Source organism: Rhodococcus sp. CH91 (assembly GCF_022554085.1).
In the GTDB taxonomy this organism is placed as follows: Bacteria; Actinomycetota; Actinomycetes; order Mycobacteriales; family Mycobacteriaceae; genus Rhodococcus.
In genome coordinates this window covers 50,795-67,730 of the sequence record NZ_JAKFYR010000004.1, presented here as the reverse complement: position 1 = coordinate 67,730, position 16,936 = coordinate 50,795, and the positions used below count along the sequence as shown (strand labels likewise).

General features: G+C 68.8%; 15 protein-coding genes. 9 read left to right on the top strand and 6 right to left on the bottom strand.

All coding sequences use genetic code 11. The features are described from left to right. The first annotated feature begins 5 nt into the window (after nt 1-5). Entirely contained in the window at nt 6-470 is a 465-nt protein-coding gene (locus tag MOM01_RS09560) for a VOC family protein (protein ID WP_241385189.1), read from the top strand. Between the two features lie 5 nt (nt 471-475). Here MOM01_RS09560 and MOM01_RS09555 read toward each other — a convergent pair whose 3' ends face one another. Together MOM01_RS09555 and MOM01_RS09550 are read right to left on the bottom strand one after the other, a co-directional pair. Further along, a complete protein-coding gene (locus MOM01_RS09555; RefSeq protein ID WP_241385188.1) occupies nt 476-1,501 on the bottom strand; it encodes a glutathione S-transferase family protein in 1,026 nt (341 codons plus the stop codon). A 55-nt stretch (nt 1,502-1,556) separates the two neighbouring features. Further along, on the bottom strand, nt 1,557-2,258 hold the full coding sequence (locus MOM01_RS09550) for a GNAT family N-acetyltransferase (protein WP_241385187.1): 702 nt from the start codon (nt 2,256-2,258) through the stop codon (nt 1,557-1,559). A 98-nt stretch (nt 2,259-2,356) separates the two neighbouring features. On the opposite strand from MOM01_RS09550, the gene MOM01_RS09545 reads away from it, so the two are divergent. The 4 genes from MOM01_RS09545 (at nt 2,357) to MOM01_RS09530 (ending at nt 6,867) form a co-directional block, all read left to right on the top strand. Beyond that, nucleotides 2,357-3,823: a DHA2 family efflux MFS transporter permease subunit gene (locus MOM01_RS09545; protein WP_241385490.1), complete on the top strand. Its 1,467-nt coding sequence runs from the start codon at nt 2,357-2,359 to the stop codon at nt 3,821-3,823. Between the two features lie 121 nt (nt 3,824-3,944). Next, the gene (locus tag MOM01_RS09540; RefSeq protein ID WP_241385186.1) at nt 3,945-5,003 is read left to right on the top strand and encodes a class I adenylate-forming enzyme family protein; all 1,059 of its coding nucleotides are present in this window, start codon (nt 3,945-3,947) and stop codon (nt 5,001-5,003) included. Between the two features lie 75 nt (nt 5,004-5,078). Beyond that, complete coding sequence (locus MOM01_RS09535; RefSeq protein WP_241385185.1) at nt 5,079-5,840, top strand: crotonase/enoyl-CoA hydratase family protein; 762 nt, start codon at nt 5,079-5,081, stop codon at nt 5,838-5,840. 94 nt (nt 5,841-5,934) lie between these two features. Further along, nucleotides 5,935-6,867 carry an adenosine deaminase gene (locus MOM01_RS09530; RefSeq protein ID WP_241385184.1) on the top strand — a complete coding sequence of 311 codons (933 nt, stop codon included), beginning with the start codon at nt 5,935-5,937 and terminating at the stop codon, nt 6,865-6,867. Between the two features lie 12 nt (nt 6,868-6,879). Here MOM01_RS09530 and MOM01_RS09525 read toward each other — a convergent pair whose 3' ends face one another. Next, nucleotides 6,880-8,187: a D-arabinono-1,4-lactone oxidase gene (locus tag MOM01_RS09525; RefSeq protein ID WP_241385183.1), complete on the bottom strand. Its 1,308-nt coding sequence runs from the start codon at nt 8,185-8,187 to the stop codon at nt 6,880-6,882. 76 nt (nt 8,188-8,263) lie between these two features. On the opposite strand from MOM01_RS09525, the gene MOM01_RS09520 reads away from it, so the two are divergent. Genes MOM01_RS09520 through MOM01_RS09510 form a run of 3 tightly spaced genes read left to right on the top strand, consistent with a single transcriptional unit; the run spans nt 8,264 to nt 10,779 of the window. Next, complete coding sequence (locus MOM01_RS09520; protein WP_241385182.1) at nt 8,264-8,908, top strand: TetR/AcrR family transcriptional regulator; 645 nt, start codon at nt 8,264-8,266, stop codon at nt 8,906-8,908. A 26-nt stretch (nt 8,909-8,934) separates the two neighbouring features. Next, nucleotides 8,935-10,128 carry an amino acid deaminase/aldolase gene (locus tag MOM01_RS09515; RefSeq protein WP_241385181.1) on the top strand — a complete coding sequence of 398 codons (1,194 nt, stop codon included), beginning with the start codon at nt 8,935-8,937 and terminating at the stop codon, nt 10,126-10,128. Between the two features lie 27 nt (nt 10,129-10,155). Continuing rightward, nucleotides 10,156-10,779, top strand: a complete 624-nt coding sequence (locus MOM01_RS09510) for an alpha/beta hydrolase (protein WP_241385180.1) — start codon at nt 10,156-10,158, stop codon at nt 10,777-10,779. 70 nt (nt 10,780-10,849) lie between these two features. Here MOM01_RS09510 and MOM01_RS09505 read toward each other — a convergent pair whose 3' ends face one another. From MOM01_RS09505 to MOM01_RS09495, 3 genes are all read right to left on the bottom strand, one after another. Continuing rightward, complete coding sequence (locus tag MOM01_RS09505; protein ID WP_241385179.1) at nt 10,850-12,652, bottom strand: AMP-dependent synthetase/ligase; 1,803 nt, start codon at nt 12,650-12,652, stop codon at nt 10,850-10,852. Nucleotides 12,653-12,804: 152 nt separating this feature from the next. Continuing rightward, nucleotides 12,805-13,503: a phosphoribosyltransferase gene (locus tag MOM01_RS09500; RefSeq protein WP_241385178.1), complete on the bottom strand. Its 699-nt coding sequence runs from the start codon at nt 13,501-13,503 to the stop codon at nt 12,805-12,807. Between the two features lie 66 nt (nt 13,504-13,569). Next, nucleotides 13,570-14,886 (bottom strand): TrpB-like pyridoxal phosphate-dependent enzyme, encoded by a 1,317-nt coding sequence (locus tag MOM01_RS09495; protein WP_241385177.1) that lies wholly within the window; start codon nt 14,884-14,886, stop codon nt 13,570-13,572. Nucleotides 14,887-15,043: 157 nt separating this feature from the next. Between MOM01_RS09495 and MOM01_RS09490 the strand changes: the two genes are divergently transcribed. Further along, nucleotides 15,044-16,921, top strand: coding sequence for a DEAD/DEAH box helicase (locus MOM01_RS09490; RefSeq protein WP_241385176.1), 1,878 nt, complete (start codon nt 15,044-15,046; stop codon nt 16,919-16,921). Nucleotides 16,922-16,936 lie beyond the last annotated feature (15 nt).

Sequence of the window (16,936 nt, the reverse complement as noted above, 5' to 3'; positions counted from 1 at the left end):
AAGCCATGACGAACACAGCGAACTTCACGCAACAGTCCGTGACCGGCACGCCCACTGCCGACACCGTGTGGCCGTGCCTCGCCTACACCGACGCCCGCGGTGCGATCCGCTTCCTGTTGGACACTCTCGGGTTCGTCGCCTCGGAGATCTACGGGGAGGGAGACCGCGTCGACCACGCAGCCCTGCACTGGCCGTACGGGGGTGGCGTCATGCTCGGTTCGGCCGGCCGCGAGTCACCGCTCGACCAGCACGCCGACAAGGGCACGGTCTATCTCGTGCTCTCCGACGAGAAGGCCGTCGACGCCCTGTACGAGAGGGTCCTCGCGTCCGCCGACGACGAGGATGCGGCCCGCCGCGCGAGCGTGACGATCGAACTCCGTGACGAGGACTACGGATCGCACGGCTTCACCTGCCGCGACCCGCAGGGCGTGTACTGGAGTATCGGCACCTACCGGCCCAGCCGGGTATAGGGGGTCTACCGGGACCGGGTCACGGGGCCGTGCGATTCGGGGACGATCTCGCCGGCGGGCGGCGGGGGCGGTGGTGTGCCGTCCCCGAACGGCCGCCCGCCGAGCGCCTCGCGCCCGTGCGGTTCGAGCCAGTTCGACAGTCCCGGTCCCTTCGGCACGATTCCCGTCGGGTTGATGTCGGTGTGCACCAGGTAGTAGTGCTGTTTGATCTGGACGAAGTCGACGGTGTCCCCGAAGCCGGGTGTCTGGAACAGATCGCGCGCGTAGGCCCACAGTGCGGGGAAGGCCGACAACTGGTTCCGGTTGCACTTGAAGTGGCCGTGGTAGACGGGATCGAAACGCACGAGCGTGGTGAACAGGCGCACGTCCGCCTCGGTGATCGTCTCGCCCACGAGATAGCGCCTCGCTCCGAGGCGTTCCTCGAGCCAGTCGAGGCGTGCGAAGAGCCGGTCGAAGGCGGTGTCGTAGGACTCCTGTGAGCCGGCGAAACCGCACCGGTACACCCCGTTGTTGACGTCCCGGTAGACGACCTCGGCCACCTCGTCGATCTCGTCCCGCAGCGGTTCGGGATACAGGTCCGGCGCGCCCTCGCGATGGAACCGAGTCCACTCGGTCGAGAAGTCGAGGGTCATCTGTGCGTAGTCGTTCGTCACGACCTGCCCGGTCGGGACGTCGACGACGGCCGGAACCGTGATACCGCGGTCGTATCCGGGGAAGCGGGCGAAATAGGCGTCCTGCAGTCTCGGGATCCTCAGGACCGGATCGATTCCGCCGGGGTCGAGATCGAACGTCCAGCTGCGTTCGTCGTGTGTCGGTCCGCACAGTCCGAGCGACAGTGCGTCCTCGAGTCCCAGCAGCCGCCGCACGATCAGGGCACGGTTCGCCCACGGGCACGCCCGGGCAGCCACGAGCCGGTAGCGGCCCGCCTCGACGGGATAACCGTCACGTCCGTCGGCGGTGATGCGGGTCGCGATGTAGTGGGTGTCGCGCGTGAACTCCGCGCCCGGCTCGACGTACTTGTTCTCGGTCACCTGTGCATCCCTTCCCGGTGTTTCCTGTCTTCCCGAGTGCGCGGTCTCCCGGATTTCACGGCCGGCCGCCCGGCGGGACCCGGACCGTGACCAGGGTTCCCCACATCTCGTAACCCGACACCGCCGCGACGGTGCGGGCTCCACGGTTGTCGCGGCGGGTCCGGGCGAGCGGAACGAGCCCGGCGTCGAGCGCGTCGTGGGTGGCGAGAGTCGCGGCCGTCGAGGCCATGCCCCGTCGGCGCGTCTCGGGTGCCGTCATCACCCGGATGTCGGCCAGCAACGACCCGACTTCCCGGTACGCCGCCCCGGCGAACGGACGGTGATCGTCGTCGAGCAGGACGAACAGCCCGGACGATCCGGCCGGGGCCAGTTCGGCCTCGGCGACGTCGTCGGGCGGGCAGCGCCGCAGCAGCTCCTCCAGATCCGCCGGGTCGTGGGAGACCAGCGGATTCTCCACGCGTGTCGCATCGATCCAGTCGGTGCACAGACCGAGGATCTCGGTGCGTCCCGCGTGACCTGCGACGACTGTTTCGAGGCGGGGTGCGTCGAGTTCCGCCGGCTCCGGTTCGCCCTCGAGACGCGAGACCGCCTCGGCCGGCCCCACGATCGCCGTGCTGCGGCCGACGGTGAGCAGCCGGACGTCGCGAACGGAGTCGTCGATCCGTGTGACGCGGCCGGGCTCGGTGAGGGCGTCGTCGGGTAGGCCCAGAGCGCGACACCAGCCGAGCGCGGCGATGCTCGAGATATGTGGGTCCACCCGATTACCGTAGACCCCCTACGAGGGGAGTGATCTTGGTGAGCGACAGCAGTAGGGGGGACACGACCGTGCGCGGGTCCGACGCGGCGGCGAGCGAGATGCCGGAGAGTGCCCGATGGGCGGCGCTGGGAGCGTTGTGCCTCGGCTTCTTCATGATCCTGGTGGACAGCACGATCGTCGCGGTCGCCAATCCTGCGATCATGCGGACCTTCGGCGCGGAGATCAACGCGGTCGTGTGGGTCACGAGCGCGTATCTGCTCGCGTATGCCGTGCCGCTGCTGGTGACAGGCCGTCTCGGCGACCGATTCGGCCAGCGGAGGGTCTATCTCGTCGGACTGGTGCTGTTCACGATCGCATCGCTGTGGTGCGGGATGTCGTCCACGATCGAGATGCTCATCGTCGCGAGGGTGTTCCAGGGCTTCGGCGCGGCGCTCATGTCGCCGCAGACGATGGCCGTGGTCACTCGCATCTTCCCTCGTGAGCGCCGGGGGGTCGCCATGGGTCTGTGGGGTGCGGTGGCCGGTGTCGCGACGCTGGTCGGTCCGCTGGCCGGTGGCGTGCTGGTGGACGGCCTGGGCTGGGAGTGGATCTTCTTCGTGAACGTGCCCGTGGGGGTGATCGGGTTCGCGCTGGCCGTCAAGTACGTACCCGTGTTGTCCACGAACCCCCACCGTTTCGACATGCTCGGGATGCTGCTCAGCGGCGCGGGCATGTTCTGTCTCGTTTTCGGCATCCAGGAAGGCAATTCGTTCCAGTGGACGACCCGCGTGTGGGTGCTCATCGTCACCGGCGCCGCGCTGCTGGGCGTCTTCGTCGTGCAGCAGGCGCGCACCCGCGGGGAACCGCTCGTACCGTTGTCCCTGTTCCGGGACCGCAATTTCGGTCTGGCCAACATCGGGATCGCGACGATGGGCTTCGCCATCACCGGCGTGATGTTGCCGATCATGTTCTACGCCCAGTCGGTGCGCGGTCTGAGCCCGACCGGCGCCGCGATGCTCATGGTTCCCATGGCGGTCTTCAGCGGGGCACTGGCACCCGTGGTCGGAAGACTCGTCGACCGTATCCACCCGCGGGTGATCGCCGGTACCGGATTCACCTTGCTCATCGTGGGATTGGGATGGCTCGCGCTCGTGATGACCCCGGACACGGAGGTCTGGCAGTTGCTGCTGCCGATCGCCCTGATCGGTATCGCGAACGCCGGGATCTGGTCCCCTCTGTCCGCCACCGCGACCGACCGGCTCGCCCTGAACCGGGCCGGAGCGGGTTCCGGTGTGTACAACACGATGCGCCAGGTGGGCGCGGTACTCGGCAGCGCCGCTCTCGGAGCGATGATGGCCACCCGGCTGTCGGCGAACGGAATCACCGCCGGGGGTTCGTCGGAGATGGACGCGACCGTACTGCCGGACGCGCTGCGTGCGCCGTTCGCTGCCGCCATGGCGGAATCACTGTGGTTGCCCGTCGCGGTCCTGACGATCGGGCTCGTGGCCGTACTGGCGTTCGAACGACCCGCGAGCCAGGAAGGCCTGCGCAGCACAGGAGTCCGCTCACCGGCGTCGACGGCCTGATCCGCCGACGCTGATCCGCGCACATCCTTCCGTTCCGGAAGTACCCGTGACGCGGAGTTTTGCTCACAGGGTTGTGATCCACACCATATAGTTCAGGCACGCGCGCCGGGTGGGAGGTGGCATGTCGTTGGCTGTGGTGAAAGTCCCTGTGGGGGGTCGGTGGCTCAAGGACGACAGAGTCATCCGCCGTGAGGACGGCCTCCTGGAGTACGACTGTCTGGAACCCTGTCTCGCCGAGCTTCTCGACCGCAGCGCGTTGCGCTTCGCCAATCGTGCCGCGGTGGTCGACCGCTCCGGGCGTGTGCTGACCTACCGCGAATTGTGGGCCTCCGCCGCACGCGTCGCCGGTGGGCTGCTCGATCAGGGAGTCGGCCCCGCCGACCGTGTCGTGCTCGATCGCCCCAACGGCTTCCTCTGGCTCGTCGGGTTCCTGGGAATCGTGCTGGCCGGCGGGGTCCCGGTGCTACCCGATCCGAGCTGCACACCCGAGGAGGTCGCGGAGGTCGAGGCCCACAGCGGCGCCGTACTGACCCTCGACGGTGACCTGCCCGATGGCGTGGCCTTCCTCGACGGTGGGGCCGCTCCGGACGAACTCGCACTGCTCTACTACGTGCGTGTCGCCGGTGGTGGCCTGCGCGGAGTCGAACTCACCAATACCAACGTGCTGTCCACCATCGAAGCCGTCGCCCACGCGATGGACCTCGAGGGCGGGGGTGTTCGCACGGTGCTGACGGCCCCGCTGGCCACCGCGGTCGGATGCAGTGTGCAGTTGCTGCCCACCCTCGCGTTCGGGGGGACGGTGGCCGTCGCGGGCTCGCGGGTGATCCGCGCACCCTGGCGCCATCTCCGGGCCGCCTTCCCCGCATCGCGATGTGTGCGGGGGTGGGGCGTCGCCGAAACCGGGGGAATCGGTCTGCTGTTGCCCTCGGAGCATCGTCCCCGCCATCCACGCAGCGTCGGGGTGCCGTTCGGGGGGATCGAGGTCGCCCTGCTCGGACCCGACGCCGAGCAGGGCGTCGGTGAATTGCTGTGCCGCGGCCCGAGTGTGGCCAGGCGGTACTGGCGCGATCCGTCCGCCACCGCAGGTGCCTTCACGGACGAGGGCTGGTTCCGCACGGGGGATCAGGTACGCATCGACGGCGACGGCTTCGTCGATCAGATCGCCGTTCGGGTGTCGTGACTCCTGGAACAGGTTCCCATCGGGTATACAGCCTGTAGCCGGGAGCCCGGCCATCCGAAGCGGAGAGGTGTGTCCATGTCCGACGAAGTCCTGCTCGAACGCCGCGATCGTGTTCTCGTCATCACGATCAACCGGCCCGAGGCGCGCAACGCGGTCAACGCCGCGGTCAGCCACGCGCTCGCCGACGCCGTCGACGAACTCGACGCCGACGATTCGCTCTCCGTGGGTGTGCTCACGGGTGCCGGCGGCACCTTCTGTGCCGGCATGGACCTGAAGGCGTTCGTCGCGGGAGAGAACGTGGTGGTTCCGGGCAAGGGTCTCGGATTCACCGAGGCACCGCCCCGTAAGCCGTTGATCTCCGCCGTCGAGGGATTCGCTCTCGCAGGAGGAACCGAACTCGTACTCGCCACGGACCTCGTGGTCGCGGCGAAGAACGCGAAGTTCGGTATTCCGGAGGTCAAGCGGGGTCTGGTCGCCGGTGCCGGCGGCCTGCTGCGGCTGCCCTCGCGAATTCCCTATCAGAAGGCGCTCGAGCTGGCGCTCACCGGGGACGCCTTCACCGCCGAAGAAGCCTACGGCTATGGTTTCGTCAACAGCCTCACCGAACCCGGCGGGGCGCTCGAGGGCGCCTTCGAGCTGGCCGAGCGCATCACTGCGAACGGTCCGCTCGCTGTCGCGGCGACCAAGGAGATCATCGTCCGATCCGGTGATTGGTCGCGCGAGGAGGCGTTCGCGAAGCAGATGGAGATCATGGCGCCCATCTTCACGTCGGAGGACGCGCGCGAGGGAGCCACTGCTTTCGCCGAGAAGCGGCCTCCCGTGTGGAAGGGCCGCTGAGCGACGGTCGCGCCCCGCGACCGTGACGGACGGTCGCGACCCGCGGCCGCAATGGACGGTCGCGACCCGCGACGAAGGAACAGGTGAAGATCAGGTGCCCGAGGGCCTCGCAGAACTGCACGTGCACATCGAGGGCACGCTCGAACCCGAACTGATATTCATCCTCGCCGAACGCAACGGGATCGCACTGCCCTATCGCGATCTCGACGACCTGCGCAGTCGTTACGCATTCGACGACCTGCAGTCGTTCCTCGATCTCTACTACGCCAACATGGCGGTCCTCCGCACGGCCGAAGATTTCGCGGACCTCGCCCGCGCCTATTTCGCTCGCGCGGCGCGGGCGGGAGTCACCCGTGCGGAATTCTTCTTCGACCCTCAGGCCCACACCGCGCGCGGTGTCGCCGTGCACGAGGTGGTGGCGGGGCTGTCGGATGCGGTCGCCGGTGCCCGCCGCGAGTTCGGTATCGATGCGGCGATGATCGCGTCGATCGTGCGTGATCGTCCCGTACCCGAGGCTCACGAGGTGTTCGGCGAACTGTTGCGGCTCGGTGCGCCGATCATCGGTCTCGGTCTGGACTCCGCGGAGGTCGGTTATCCCCCCTCGCTGTTCGAGGACGTCTTCGCCCGGGCGCGGGCCGAGGGTCTGCACGTGACGGCCCATGCGGGGGAGGAGGGGCCGCCGGAGTACGTGTGGCAGGCACTCGACCTGCTGGGCGCCGAACGTATCGACCACGGGATCCGCTCGCTGGAGGATCCCGCACTGGTCGCCCGCCTGGTCGACGAACGCATCCCCCTCACGGTGTGCCCGTTCTCGAATGTCCGCCTGCGCGCGGTGGATTCGCTCGCCGAACACCCTCTCCGCCGGATGCTCGCGGAGGGCCTGGCGGTGAGTGTGCACTCGGACGATCCCGCCTATTTCGGCGGATACGTCGACGACAATCTCGTGGGCCTGACAGACGCGCTCGGTCTCACCGAAGCCGAGCGTGAGGTGCTGCGGCGTAATTCGTGGGACGCCGCCTTCCTCTGAGTCGACGTTTCGTCAGTCTCCCAGAACCCTGCGCAGGTACGGATTGCCGAAGGTGCGGCCCGGATCCACGCGATCGCGCACGGCGAGGAAGTCGTCGAATCGCGGGTAGATCTCCCGCAGTTCGAGGGCGGTGAGGGAATGGAGTTTGCCCCAGTGCGGACGGCCTTGCGCGGCACGCAGGATCGGCTCCACACCGTCGAAGAACGGGCGGTGGTCGCGCCGATGGTATTGGTGCACCGCCACGTACGCGGTATCACGGCCGTGCGCGGTGGACAGCCACACGTCGTCGGCCGGCGCGAATCGCACCTCGACCGGGAAACCGACGCGTGTGTCGTTGCGCTGCAACCATTCGTCGATCTCGCGGAGGACTTCCGGAAGGTGCTCGACGGGGAGCGCGTACTCCATCTCGCGGAACCGCACCCGGCGCGCGGACGCGAAGACCCGGTAGCTGCGGTCGACGAAGGTGCGCGGCGACAACGCCCGCGACGCCACGCGGTTGAGTGCCGGGATGGTGCCGGGGCGGCGCGTTCCGGCTTCCTGGAAGAGCGCGAACACCCCGTTGGAGAGCACCTCGTCGTCGACGAGGCCGCGGATCCGCCCGACGGGCCGCACCGGTGTCGTGCCCGGAAGCCGGGTGTTGCGCTTGACGAGGACCCCGTCCGTGTGCGGAAACCAGTAGAATTCGAAATGGTCTGTCCCGCTGCGTAGTTCGTCGAGAGCATCGAGGGTCGTCTGCAGCGACGAGGGTGCTTCCTCGGCGCGCAACCGGAATGCCGGAACGCACTCGAGCGTCACGGTCGCAAGGACGCCGAGGGCGCCGAGCCCGAGCCGCGACGCCTCGAACAGCTCGGATTCGTGATCGGGGGAGCAGTCGACGACCCGGCCGTCCGCGAGCACGATCGTCGTCGCGCACACCGCGCCGGCCAGTCCGGGGAACGCCCCGCCGGTGCCGTGGGTGCCGGTGGAGATCGCCCCGGCGAGCGACTGGACGTCGATGTCCCCGAGGTTGGGTACGGCGAGGCCCTGCGCCCACAGCATGTCGCCCAGATCGCGGAGACGTGTTCCGGCCTGCACGGCGACCCGGGCGCCGGTCGGTGTCGGCTCCACGGCCGCGATCCCCGACATGCGGTCGAGGGAGATCAGCGTGCCGTCGGTGACGGCCACGCCGGTGAAGGAGTGCCCGGCGCCGACGGCTTTGACGCGTTCGCCGCGGTCGGAGGCTGCCGCGACGACGCGCGCGAGGTCGTCGACCGTCCCCGGGGTATCGAAGTGCCGGGGTGACGCGACCTCGGTACGCGCCCAGTTGTGCCAGGTGGCCATGGCCCCATCATCGACCTGGACGAGCGTCCAGGTCAACACCTGTCCCGGAATCGTGCCGGGCCTCTACCATCGGGGCATGTCGAATCGGTTGCCTGCCGACGAGCGCCGCACGCAACTCGTGGCCGCCGCACTGGAACTCGCCGCAGGCGGGGGAGTCGGAGCCGTCACGGTGCGCGCCGTCGCCGAGAAGGCCGGGGTGTCGCTGGGCGTGGTCCACTACTGTTTCGACAGCAAGGAAGCCCTCGTCGTGGCGATGGCGAACTCCGTCGTCGAACAACTCGCCGGTGCCATGCACGGGGCGTTCGACGTACCGGTGGGCGAGCAGCAGTCCGGCGGTGTCGACTGCCTGCGCTCCATGCTCCGAGCCGGTCTGCACGCCGTGTGGTCCGCGATCGAGTCCACCCCCGGACTCCAGACCCTCACCTACGAGATCACGACCTACTCTGTGCGGCAACGGACGAGCGGTGCTCCCACCAGCGGCGACATCGCCGTGCAGCAGTACACGCTGATGGACGAGCAGGCCCACCTGTTCCTCGACAGTTGCGCCGCTCGGTGCGGCGTCGAATGGACGTTGCCCACCGCGACGCTCGCGCGACTGTCGCTGGCATTGCTCGACGGCCTCGTGCTGCGATGGCTCGTGGACCGCGACAGCGACGCCGTGGCAGCGGAACTGGGAGTCGTCGCCGACATCATCGCGGACCGTGCCGTAGAACGTTCCTGAACCGACCGCTCACGAAGGAATCGACCGTGCTCCGTGCCGCCTCCACCCACGACGACGCCCTCGACCGGGTGGACGCCGCGACCGCCGATCTGGACCCGCCGTTCGCCGCACTGGATCTGCCCACCCTGCGGCGCAACGCCGACGACCTGATCCGTCGTGCAGCGGGTGTACCGGTGCGCGTCGCGAGCAAGTCGGTGCGCTGCCGCGCCGTGCTCGAGGAGGTGCTCGGCTCGGAACTGACTGCGCGCGAAGGCTTTCGCGGCATCATGGCGTATTCGCTGCGCGAAGCGCTGTGGCTCCTCGACCACGATGCGCGCGACATCCTCCTGGGCTATCCGACGGTCGATCGCGCCGCCCTCGCCGAGTTCGGTGCCCGTCCGGAGGCACTCGCAGCGGTGACCCTCATGGTGGATTCACCGGAGCAACTGCGGATCGTGCGGGAGGCGACGGGCGGCAGCGACATCCGTCCGCGAGTCTGCCTGGATGTCGACGCCTCGCTCCGGATCGGCCCGGTCCATGTGGGCGTGCGGCGCTCTCCCGTGCGCTCGCCCGAGGATGCCGCCCTCCTGGCGAGACGAGCGGACGAGGACGGCTTCGCCGTCGTGGGCGTGATGTTCTACGAGGCGCAGATCGCGGGCCTCGCGGACTCGTCGTTTCCGGTCCGTCTGGTCAAGCGCGCGTCGGCGCGGGAACTCGCGTCGCGGCGTCGTGCCGTGGTCGACGCCGTGCGTTCGGTCGTGGGAGATCTCGAACTCGTCAACGGCGGCGGAACCGGGTCGCTCGAGGTGACCACCGCCGATCCTGTCGTCACCGAGGCCACCGCGGGGTCGGGCCTGTACGTCCCGACCCTCTTCGACGGCTACCGCGCCTTCACTCCGCATCCGGCGATGTTCTTCGCGCTTCCGGCGGTCCGGAAACCCACGCCGTCCGTCACGACGCTGTTCGGCGGGGGATACATCGCCTCCGGCCCGGCGGGTGCGTCCCGGATACCGCGGCCCGTGCGCCCCGCGGGACTGACGTTGTTGCGCACCGAAGGCGCCGGAGAGGTCCAGACCCCCGTCACGGGACGGGCTGCTGCCGGCATCGGGATCGGCGGGCGGGTCTGGTTCCGGCATGCGAAGGCCGGCGAACTGTGCGAACGATTCGACCGGGTGTATCTCGTGGACGAGAACGGTCGAACCGAGGTGCCCACCTACCGCGGGGAAGGCGGATGCTGGTGACCTCCGGCTTCCCGCGAGAATGATCCCATGCCGTTGACCTTCTTCCCGGGTGCCGTGGGCCGGGTCCATTGGCGCTGCTGGCCCGTCGACGACGCGCGCGCCGCGGTGGTCTTCGCCCACGGGTTCAATCAGCACACCGGGCACTACCACCGCTTCGCCGCCGGTCTCGCCGCCCACGGCATCGCGTTGTGGGGGCTCGACCTCGCCGGGCACGGTCTCTCCGAGGGAGAGCCCGGCACCCCGGGGCAGGTGACGGACCATGCGGAGGACTTCGCCGCACTCACCGGACTGGCAGCCGGATCCGGACTTCCCCTCGTGGCGATGGGGCACTCGCTGGGGGCGGCGACGGTCCTGGCCACGCTGCAGACCGGCGGCCGTCCGTTCGGTGGTGTCGTACTGTGCGGCACACCGCGCACCGCGGCCCTCCCCGCGACGGCCGACTCGCTCCGCGCGGCCGACCTGCCGGTTCTGCTGGTCCACGGTGTCGACGACCGGCTCGCCCCTCTCGATCCGGTACGCCGGTGGGCGGCGTCGGTACCGCGGGCGCGCCTGAACGAGTACGAGGATGCCGGGCACGACCTGCTGCACGAACCCGTGCACCGCCGGGTGACCTCGGACGTCGCCGACTTCGTGCTCGATCCGCGCGGCTGACCTTCCACCCCCGGGAACGACGACGGCCGCGCCCCTCACGTCGGCGAGGGGCGCGGCCGTGTGCCGGGCGTCAGTTGTAGATCGCGGCGATCTCGGCGCCGTGCTTCTCGTGGATGATGTTGCGCTTGAGCTTGAGCGTCGGGGTGAGCTCGCCGCTCTCGATGCTGAAGTCGGTGTCGAGGATGCGGTACTTCCGGATCGACTCGGCCTTCGAGACCTTCTTGTTGGTCTCCTCGACCGCGGTGTCGATCTCGGCGATCAGGTCGGGGTTCTTGATCAGTTCCGCGACCGTGGTACCGGCCGGCAGGCCGTGGCGGTCGAGCCAGCCCGGCAGGGCCTCCGGGTCGAGGGTGATCAGGGCGCCGATGAACGGCTTGGAATCGCCGACGACGATGACCTGGCTGATCAACGGGTGGGCACGCAGCGAATCCTCGAGGATCGCCGGAGCCACGTTCTTACCGCCCGCAGTGACGATGAGTTCCTTCTTGCGGCCGGTGATCGAGATGAAACCGTCCTCGTCGATCGTGCCGATGTCGCCGGTGTGGAACCAGCCGTCGCGGATGGCTTCCTCGGTGGCCTTCTCGTTCTGCCAGTAGCCGTCGAACACCTGGGGACCCTTGAGGAGCAGCTCGCCGTCCTCGGCGATCTTCGCCGCGCACCCGTTGAACGGCGTGCCGACGGTGCCGATCTTCTGGGCGGCCGGGGTGTTCATGATGATGCCGCCGGTGGTCTCCGTGAGGCCGTAGCCCTCGTAGATGGTGACGCCGACACCGCGGAAGAAGTGGCCGAGACGTGCGCCGAGTGCGGCGCCGCCGGACACGGCCTTGGTGACGTTGCCGCCGAGCGCTGCCTTGAGCTTGCCGTAGACGAGCTTGTCGAACACGAAGTGCTTGATCTTCAGGCCCAGCCCGGGGCCGCCGTTCTCGAGCGCCTTGCTGTACTCGATCGCGACGTCGGAGGCCTTCTCGAAGATCTTGCCCTTGCCGCCGTCGTAGGCCTTCTGCTTGGCCGAGTTGTAGACCTTCTCGAACACGCGGGGCACCGACAGGATGAAGTTCGGCTTGAAGACCGCGAACTGATCGAGCAGCGTCGTGAGGTCGGAGGTGTGACCCACCGTGACCTTGCTGTCGAAGGCGGCGAACGAGATCAGGCGCGCGAAGACGTGCGCCATCGGGATGAACAGCAGCGTGCGCTGACCCTCGTGCATCGAATCGGGCAGTGCGAGGGCGCAGGCCGCGGACTCGGACGCGAAGTGGCGGTGCTTGAGCTGCACACCCTTCGGCCGTCCCGTGGTGCCGGAGGTGTAGATGAGGGTCGCTGCGGATTCGGCCGTGACCTGGTGCCGGCGTTCCTCGACCTGCTCGTCGGTCACGGCGGCGCCGCGCGCGACGAGCTCGTCGACGGCGCTCTTGCCGCCGGGTGCGGGCTCGATCTGCAGCACCTCGCGCACGGTGGGGGCGCCCTCGGCGACCTCGCGCACGGTCTCGACGTGATCGGAGTTCTCGACGATGAGGAGCTTGGTGCCGGAGTCCTCGAGGATCCACTGGGCCTGGTCGGCCGAGGACGTCTCGTAGATCGCGACGGTGGCGCCGCCCGCGGTCCAGATCGCGTAGTCCAGCAGGACCCATTCGTAGCGGGTGGCGGACAGGACGGCCACGCGGTCGCCCAGCTCGATACCGGAGGCGATCAGGCCCTTGGCCACGGCGCGGACCTCGGACGCGAACTGACGCGCGGTGACCGGAACCCACTTGCCGTCGACCAGTCGCTCGAACGGCACGAACTCCGGCGATTCCTTCTCGTGCCGGAAGACGCTGTCGGCCATCGACGTGTTCTCGGGGATCGAGAACGACTGTGGCACGGCAATCTCACTCACTGTGACCCCTCCATCGTTAGATACTGTCGATGTGCATTGCATCACATCTCGTTGGGGATTGCATTACCCCTCCGGGCGGTTTGCGTAGTTTTTACAGTCCGATAAGTAGTGATCTACGTAACAATGCTACCCGTTGGTAACGTGGATTACCATCATTCGATAGGCTCACCGGATTTACCGGTACCCGAGGTACCGGGATCGCGGAGAAGCGTCACCGCCTCCGCATCGCCGAGCTGATGGAAGTCCGTGTAGGCCGCCCCGACGCTGTCCGTATCCGTCGGCACCCACGGGCAGATCACCTCGTCGGCCGCCCGGGCCACCCGGCGCAGTGCCTCCGGCGACGCCACCGGAACCGCCAGCACCACACGCGCGGCTCCGGACGCACGTGCCGCGAGGCAGGCCACCGTGGCCGTCGCGCCCGTCGCCACGCCGTCGTCGACGACGACCGCGGTGCGGCCCGTCAGGGATACGCGCGCGCGACCGGCGCGCAGGAACTCGGCGCGGCGGGCGAGTTCGGCGCGTTCACGCTCCTCGATGCTCGCCACCGATTCGGGGGATATCCGCCCCCGGCGGATCACATCCTCGTTGAGGATGCGGTAGACGGCCTGGTCGGGACCGTCCTCGCCGGCAGAGCCCTCCGCGATCGCTCCCATCGCGAGTTCGGGATGCCAGGGCACGCCCAGCTTGCGGACGACGAGGACGTCCAGCGGCGCGCCGAGCGCGACGGCGAGCTCACGGGCGACGGGAATGCCGCCCCGTGGCAGCGCGAGCACCACCGGATCGGTGTCACGCAGGTGCCCGGCAGACCGAGCGAGGTGCCGGCCTGCCTCCTCGCGCGTGGCGTAGCGCACGCTTCCAGTATGGAACCGGTCCGTCCGTCCGGGCGGGCATTCCCCACCCGGCCGGGCCGGTGGGGCTCAGTCCAGTTCGCCCGACAGGTAGGCGTGGTAGGCCGGCAGGTCGAGCTGGCCGTGGCCGGACAGTCCGATCACGATCACCTCGGGTTCGGTCAGCCCGCGCGCGTACTCCGCGGCCGCCGCGATCGCGTGCGACGACTCGGGTGTCGGCACGATGCCCTCGTTGCGGGCGAAGAGCACCGCTGCGGCGAAGGCGTCCGTCTGACCCACGGCCCGGCCCTCGACGTAACCGAGTTCGACGGTGTGGCTGAGCAGGGGTGCCATCCCGTGGTACCGCAGTCCACCGGCGTGGATGGGGTCCGGGATGAAGTCCTGACCCAGGGTGTGCATCTTCAGCAGCGGCGTCAGACTCGCGATGTCGCCGTGGTCGTAGCGGTATTCGCCGCGGGTGATGGACGGGCAGGCCGCGGGCTCGACGGCGACGATGCGCGTCTTCGCCCGGTCGTGCAGCACCTCGCGCAGGAAGGGGAAGGCCAGGCCGGCGAGATTCGACCCGCCGCCGGCGCAGCCGAAGACCACGTCGGCCTCGTCCTCGCCCGCCGCGTGCAACTGCTGCACGGCCTCGAGTCCGATGACCGTCTGGTGCAGCACCACGTGGTTGAGCACGCTGCCCAGCGTGTAGCGGGCCAGCGGATCCTTCACCGCGACCTCCACGGCCTCGGACACCGCGATACCGAGGGAACCCGGAGTGTCGGGATACCGGGCCAGGACGTCGCGACCGGCGTCGGTCAGATCCGACGGGCTCGGATGGACGGTGCCTCCGTAGGTCTCGATGAGGAAGCGACGATACGGCTTCGAATCGTAGGAGGAGCGGACCTGCCAGACCTCGAGGTCGATCCCGAACTTGGCGCATGCGAACGACAGTGCCGAGCCCCACTGCCCGGCTCCCGTCTCGGTGGTGAGGCGGGTGACTCCGTCGAGCGAGTTGTAGTAGGCCTGCGCGACGGCCGAGTTCACCTTGTGGCTGCCGACCGGGCTCACGCCCTCGTACTTGACGTAGATACGGGCGGGGGTCCCGAGTGCCTTCTCGAACGAACGGGCACGGAAGAGGGGCGTGGTGCGGTAACCGGCGTAGACCTCGCGCACGGCCTCCGGGATCTCGATGTCGGTCTCGGTCGACAGCTCCTGCTCGATCAGCCCCGAGGCGAACAGCGGTGCGAGATCCTCTGCGGTGATCGGCTCACGGGTGCCGGGATGCAGGTGCGGGGGCGGGGCGATCTCGAGGTCGCCGACGATGTTGTACCAGTGCGTCGGGATCCCGGAATCCGAGACGGGCGCGGGTGCTTCGGAACCGCGCGCGGAGGGGGAGGCGGTCACTGTGGAATCCTTCGAATCGTGGACGGAGACTCGCCCAGTGTGACGCGCCCCGGCGGTTCGCGAGGAGGTGGGGTGTGTCATCATCCGGGCCCTCGAGCCCAGGTCGGAGACGGGTCGGGCGCGAAGGGACAGGTCCATCCGATAAACTGCTGGTCAAATGAGTGAAATTCAAGACGCCCCCGATCAGGAGACCGCAGCTCTCACGTTTGCCGATCTCGACATCGACTCCCGTGTGCTGCAAGCTCTTTCGGACGTGGGTTACGAGTCCCCGTCGCCGATTCAGGCGGCGACCATCCCACCGCTGCTGGAGGGACGGGACGTTGTCGGTCTCGCTCAGACCGGCACCGGCAAGACCGCCGCCTTCGCGGTGCCGATCCTCTCGCGCATCGACACCTCCGTGAAGCGGCCCCAGGCGCTGGTGCTGGCGCCCACCCGCGAACTCGCACTGCAGGTCGCGGAGGCTTTCGGTAAGTACTCCGTGCACATCCCGGGCCTGAGCGTTCTGCCCATCTACGGCGGCCAGGCATACGGCGTGCAGCTGGCCGGCCTCCGTCGCGGCGCCCAGGTGATCGTCGGCACCCCCGGACGTGTGATCGATCACCTCGCCAAGGGCACCCTCGACATCTCCGAGCTCGAGTTCCTCGTCCTCGACGAGGCCGACGAGATGCTCACCATGGGCTTCCAGGAGGACGTCGAGCGCATCCTCGCCGACACCCCCGACACCAAGCAGGTCGCGCTGTTCTCGGCGACCATGCCGGGCGCGATCCGCCGGCTGTCGAAGCAGTACCTCAAGGATCCGCAGGAGATCACCGTCAAGTCGAAGACGACGACGTCGGCGAACATCTCCCAGCGTTGGGTCCTCGTGTCCCATCAGCGCAAGCTCGACGCCCTCACCCGCATCCTCGAGGTCGAGACCTTCGAGGCGATGATCATCTTCGTGCGCACGAAGCAGGCCACCGAGGATCTGGCCGAGCGACTGCGGGCACGCGGCTTCTCCGCTGCCGCGATCAACGGCGACATCGTGCAGGCTCAGCGCGAGCGCACCATCAACCAGCTCAAGAACGGCACGCTCGACATCCTCGTCGCGACCGACGTCGCCGCGCGTGGTCTCGACGTCGAGCGCATCAGCCATGTCGTGAACTACGACATCCCGCACGACACCGAGTCCTACGTGCACCGCATCGGCCGTACGGGCCGGGCCGGCCGCACCGGCGATGCGCTGCTGTTCGTGGCACCGCGGGAACGGCACCTGCTCAAGGCGATCGAACGGGCCACCCGTCAGCCGCTCGCCGAGATGCAGCTGCCCACGGTCGACGACGTCAACGCTCAGCGTGTCTCGAAGTTCAACGACTCGATCACCGAAGCGCTCGCTTCCGATCATCTGCAGCTCTTCCGCACGTTCATCGAGGACTACGAGCGTGAGCACGACGTGCCGCTCGCGGACATCGCCGCTGCGCTGGCGGTGCTCTCGCGCGACGGCGAGTCGTTCCTGATGGAGGCCGAACCGGAGCCGGTCGCGCCCCCGCGCCGCGATCGCGAACCGCGCGAGCGGCCCCCGCGTCGCTTCGACGAGGGGCCGAAGGTCGGGCGCGACGGCCAGGAGATGACCACCTACCGCATCGCCGTCGGCAAGCGTCACCGCGTGCAGCCCGGCGCGATCGTCGGTGCCATCGCCAACGAGGGCGGACTGCGTCGCGGCGATTTCGGTCACATCAGCATCCGGGCCGATCACAGCCTCGTGGAGCTGCCGAAGGATCTGTCGCCGCAGACCCTCGAGGCGCTGCGGGCCACGCGGATCTCCGGCGTGCTGATCCAGCTGCAGCCCGATTCCGGTGCGCCCTCCGGCCGTCCCAGCTCGTACCGTGGGCGCGACGACCGCCGAGGTGACGATCGCCGTGGGGGAGACCGGCGCGATCAGGGCAAGCGTGATCGCGGAAGCCGGCGGGAGTACGGCGACAGCCGTGGCCGGTCCGGCGACTTCACGCATCGCAGTGAGCGCAGCGACCGCGGTGGTCGCGGCGGTTACCGGGACTGATCTCCGTCGGTTCGT

Excerpts from the sequence above, each read along its gene's own strand:
- MOM01_RS09510 (WP_241385180.1), top strand. The coding sequence starts at position 10,156 with ATGCCGTTGACCTTCTTCCCGGGTGCCGTGGGCCGGGTCCATTGGCGC.
- MOM01_RS09490 (WP_241385176.1), top strand. The coding sequence starts at position 15,044 with ATGAGTGAAATTCAAGACGCCCCCGATCAGGAGACCGCAGCTCTCACG.
- MOM01_RS09525 (WP_241385183.1), bottom strand. The coding sequence starts at position 8,187 with ATGGCCACCTGGCACAACTGGGCGCGTACCGAGGTCGCGTCACCCCGG.
- MOM01_RS09560 (WP_241385189.1), top strand. The coding sequence starts at position 6 with ATGACGAACACAGCGAACTTCACGCAACAGTCCGTGACCGGCACGCCC.
- MOM01_RS09520 (WP_241385182.1), top strand. The coding sequence starts at position 8,264 with ATGTCGAATCGGTTGCCTGCCGACGAGCGCCGCACGCAACTCGTGGCC.
- MOM01_RS09540 (WP_241385186.1), top strand. The coding sequence starts at position 3,945 with ATGTCGTTGGCTGTGGTGAAAGTCCCTGTGGGGGGTCGGTGGCTCAAG.
- MOM01_RS09535 (WP_241385185.1), top strand. The coding sequence starts at position 5,079 with ATGTCCGACGAAGTCCTGCTCGAACGCCGCGATCGTGTTCTCGTCATC.
- MOM01_RS09545 (WP_241385490.1), top strand. The coding sequence starts at position 2,357 with ATGCCGGAGAGTGCCCGATGGGCGGCGCTGGGAGCGTTGTGCCTCGGC.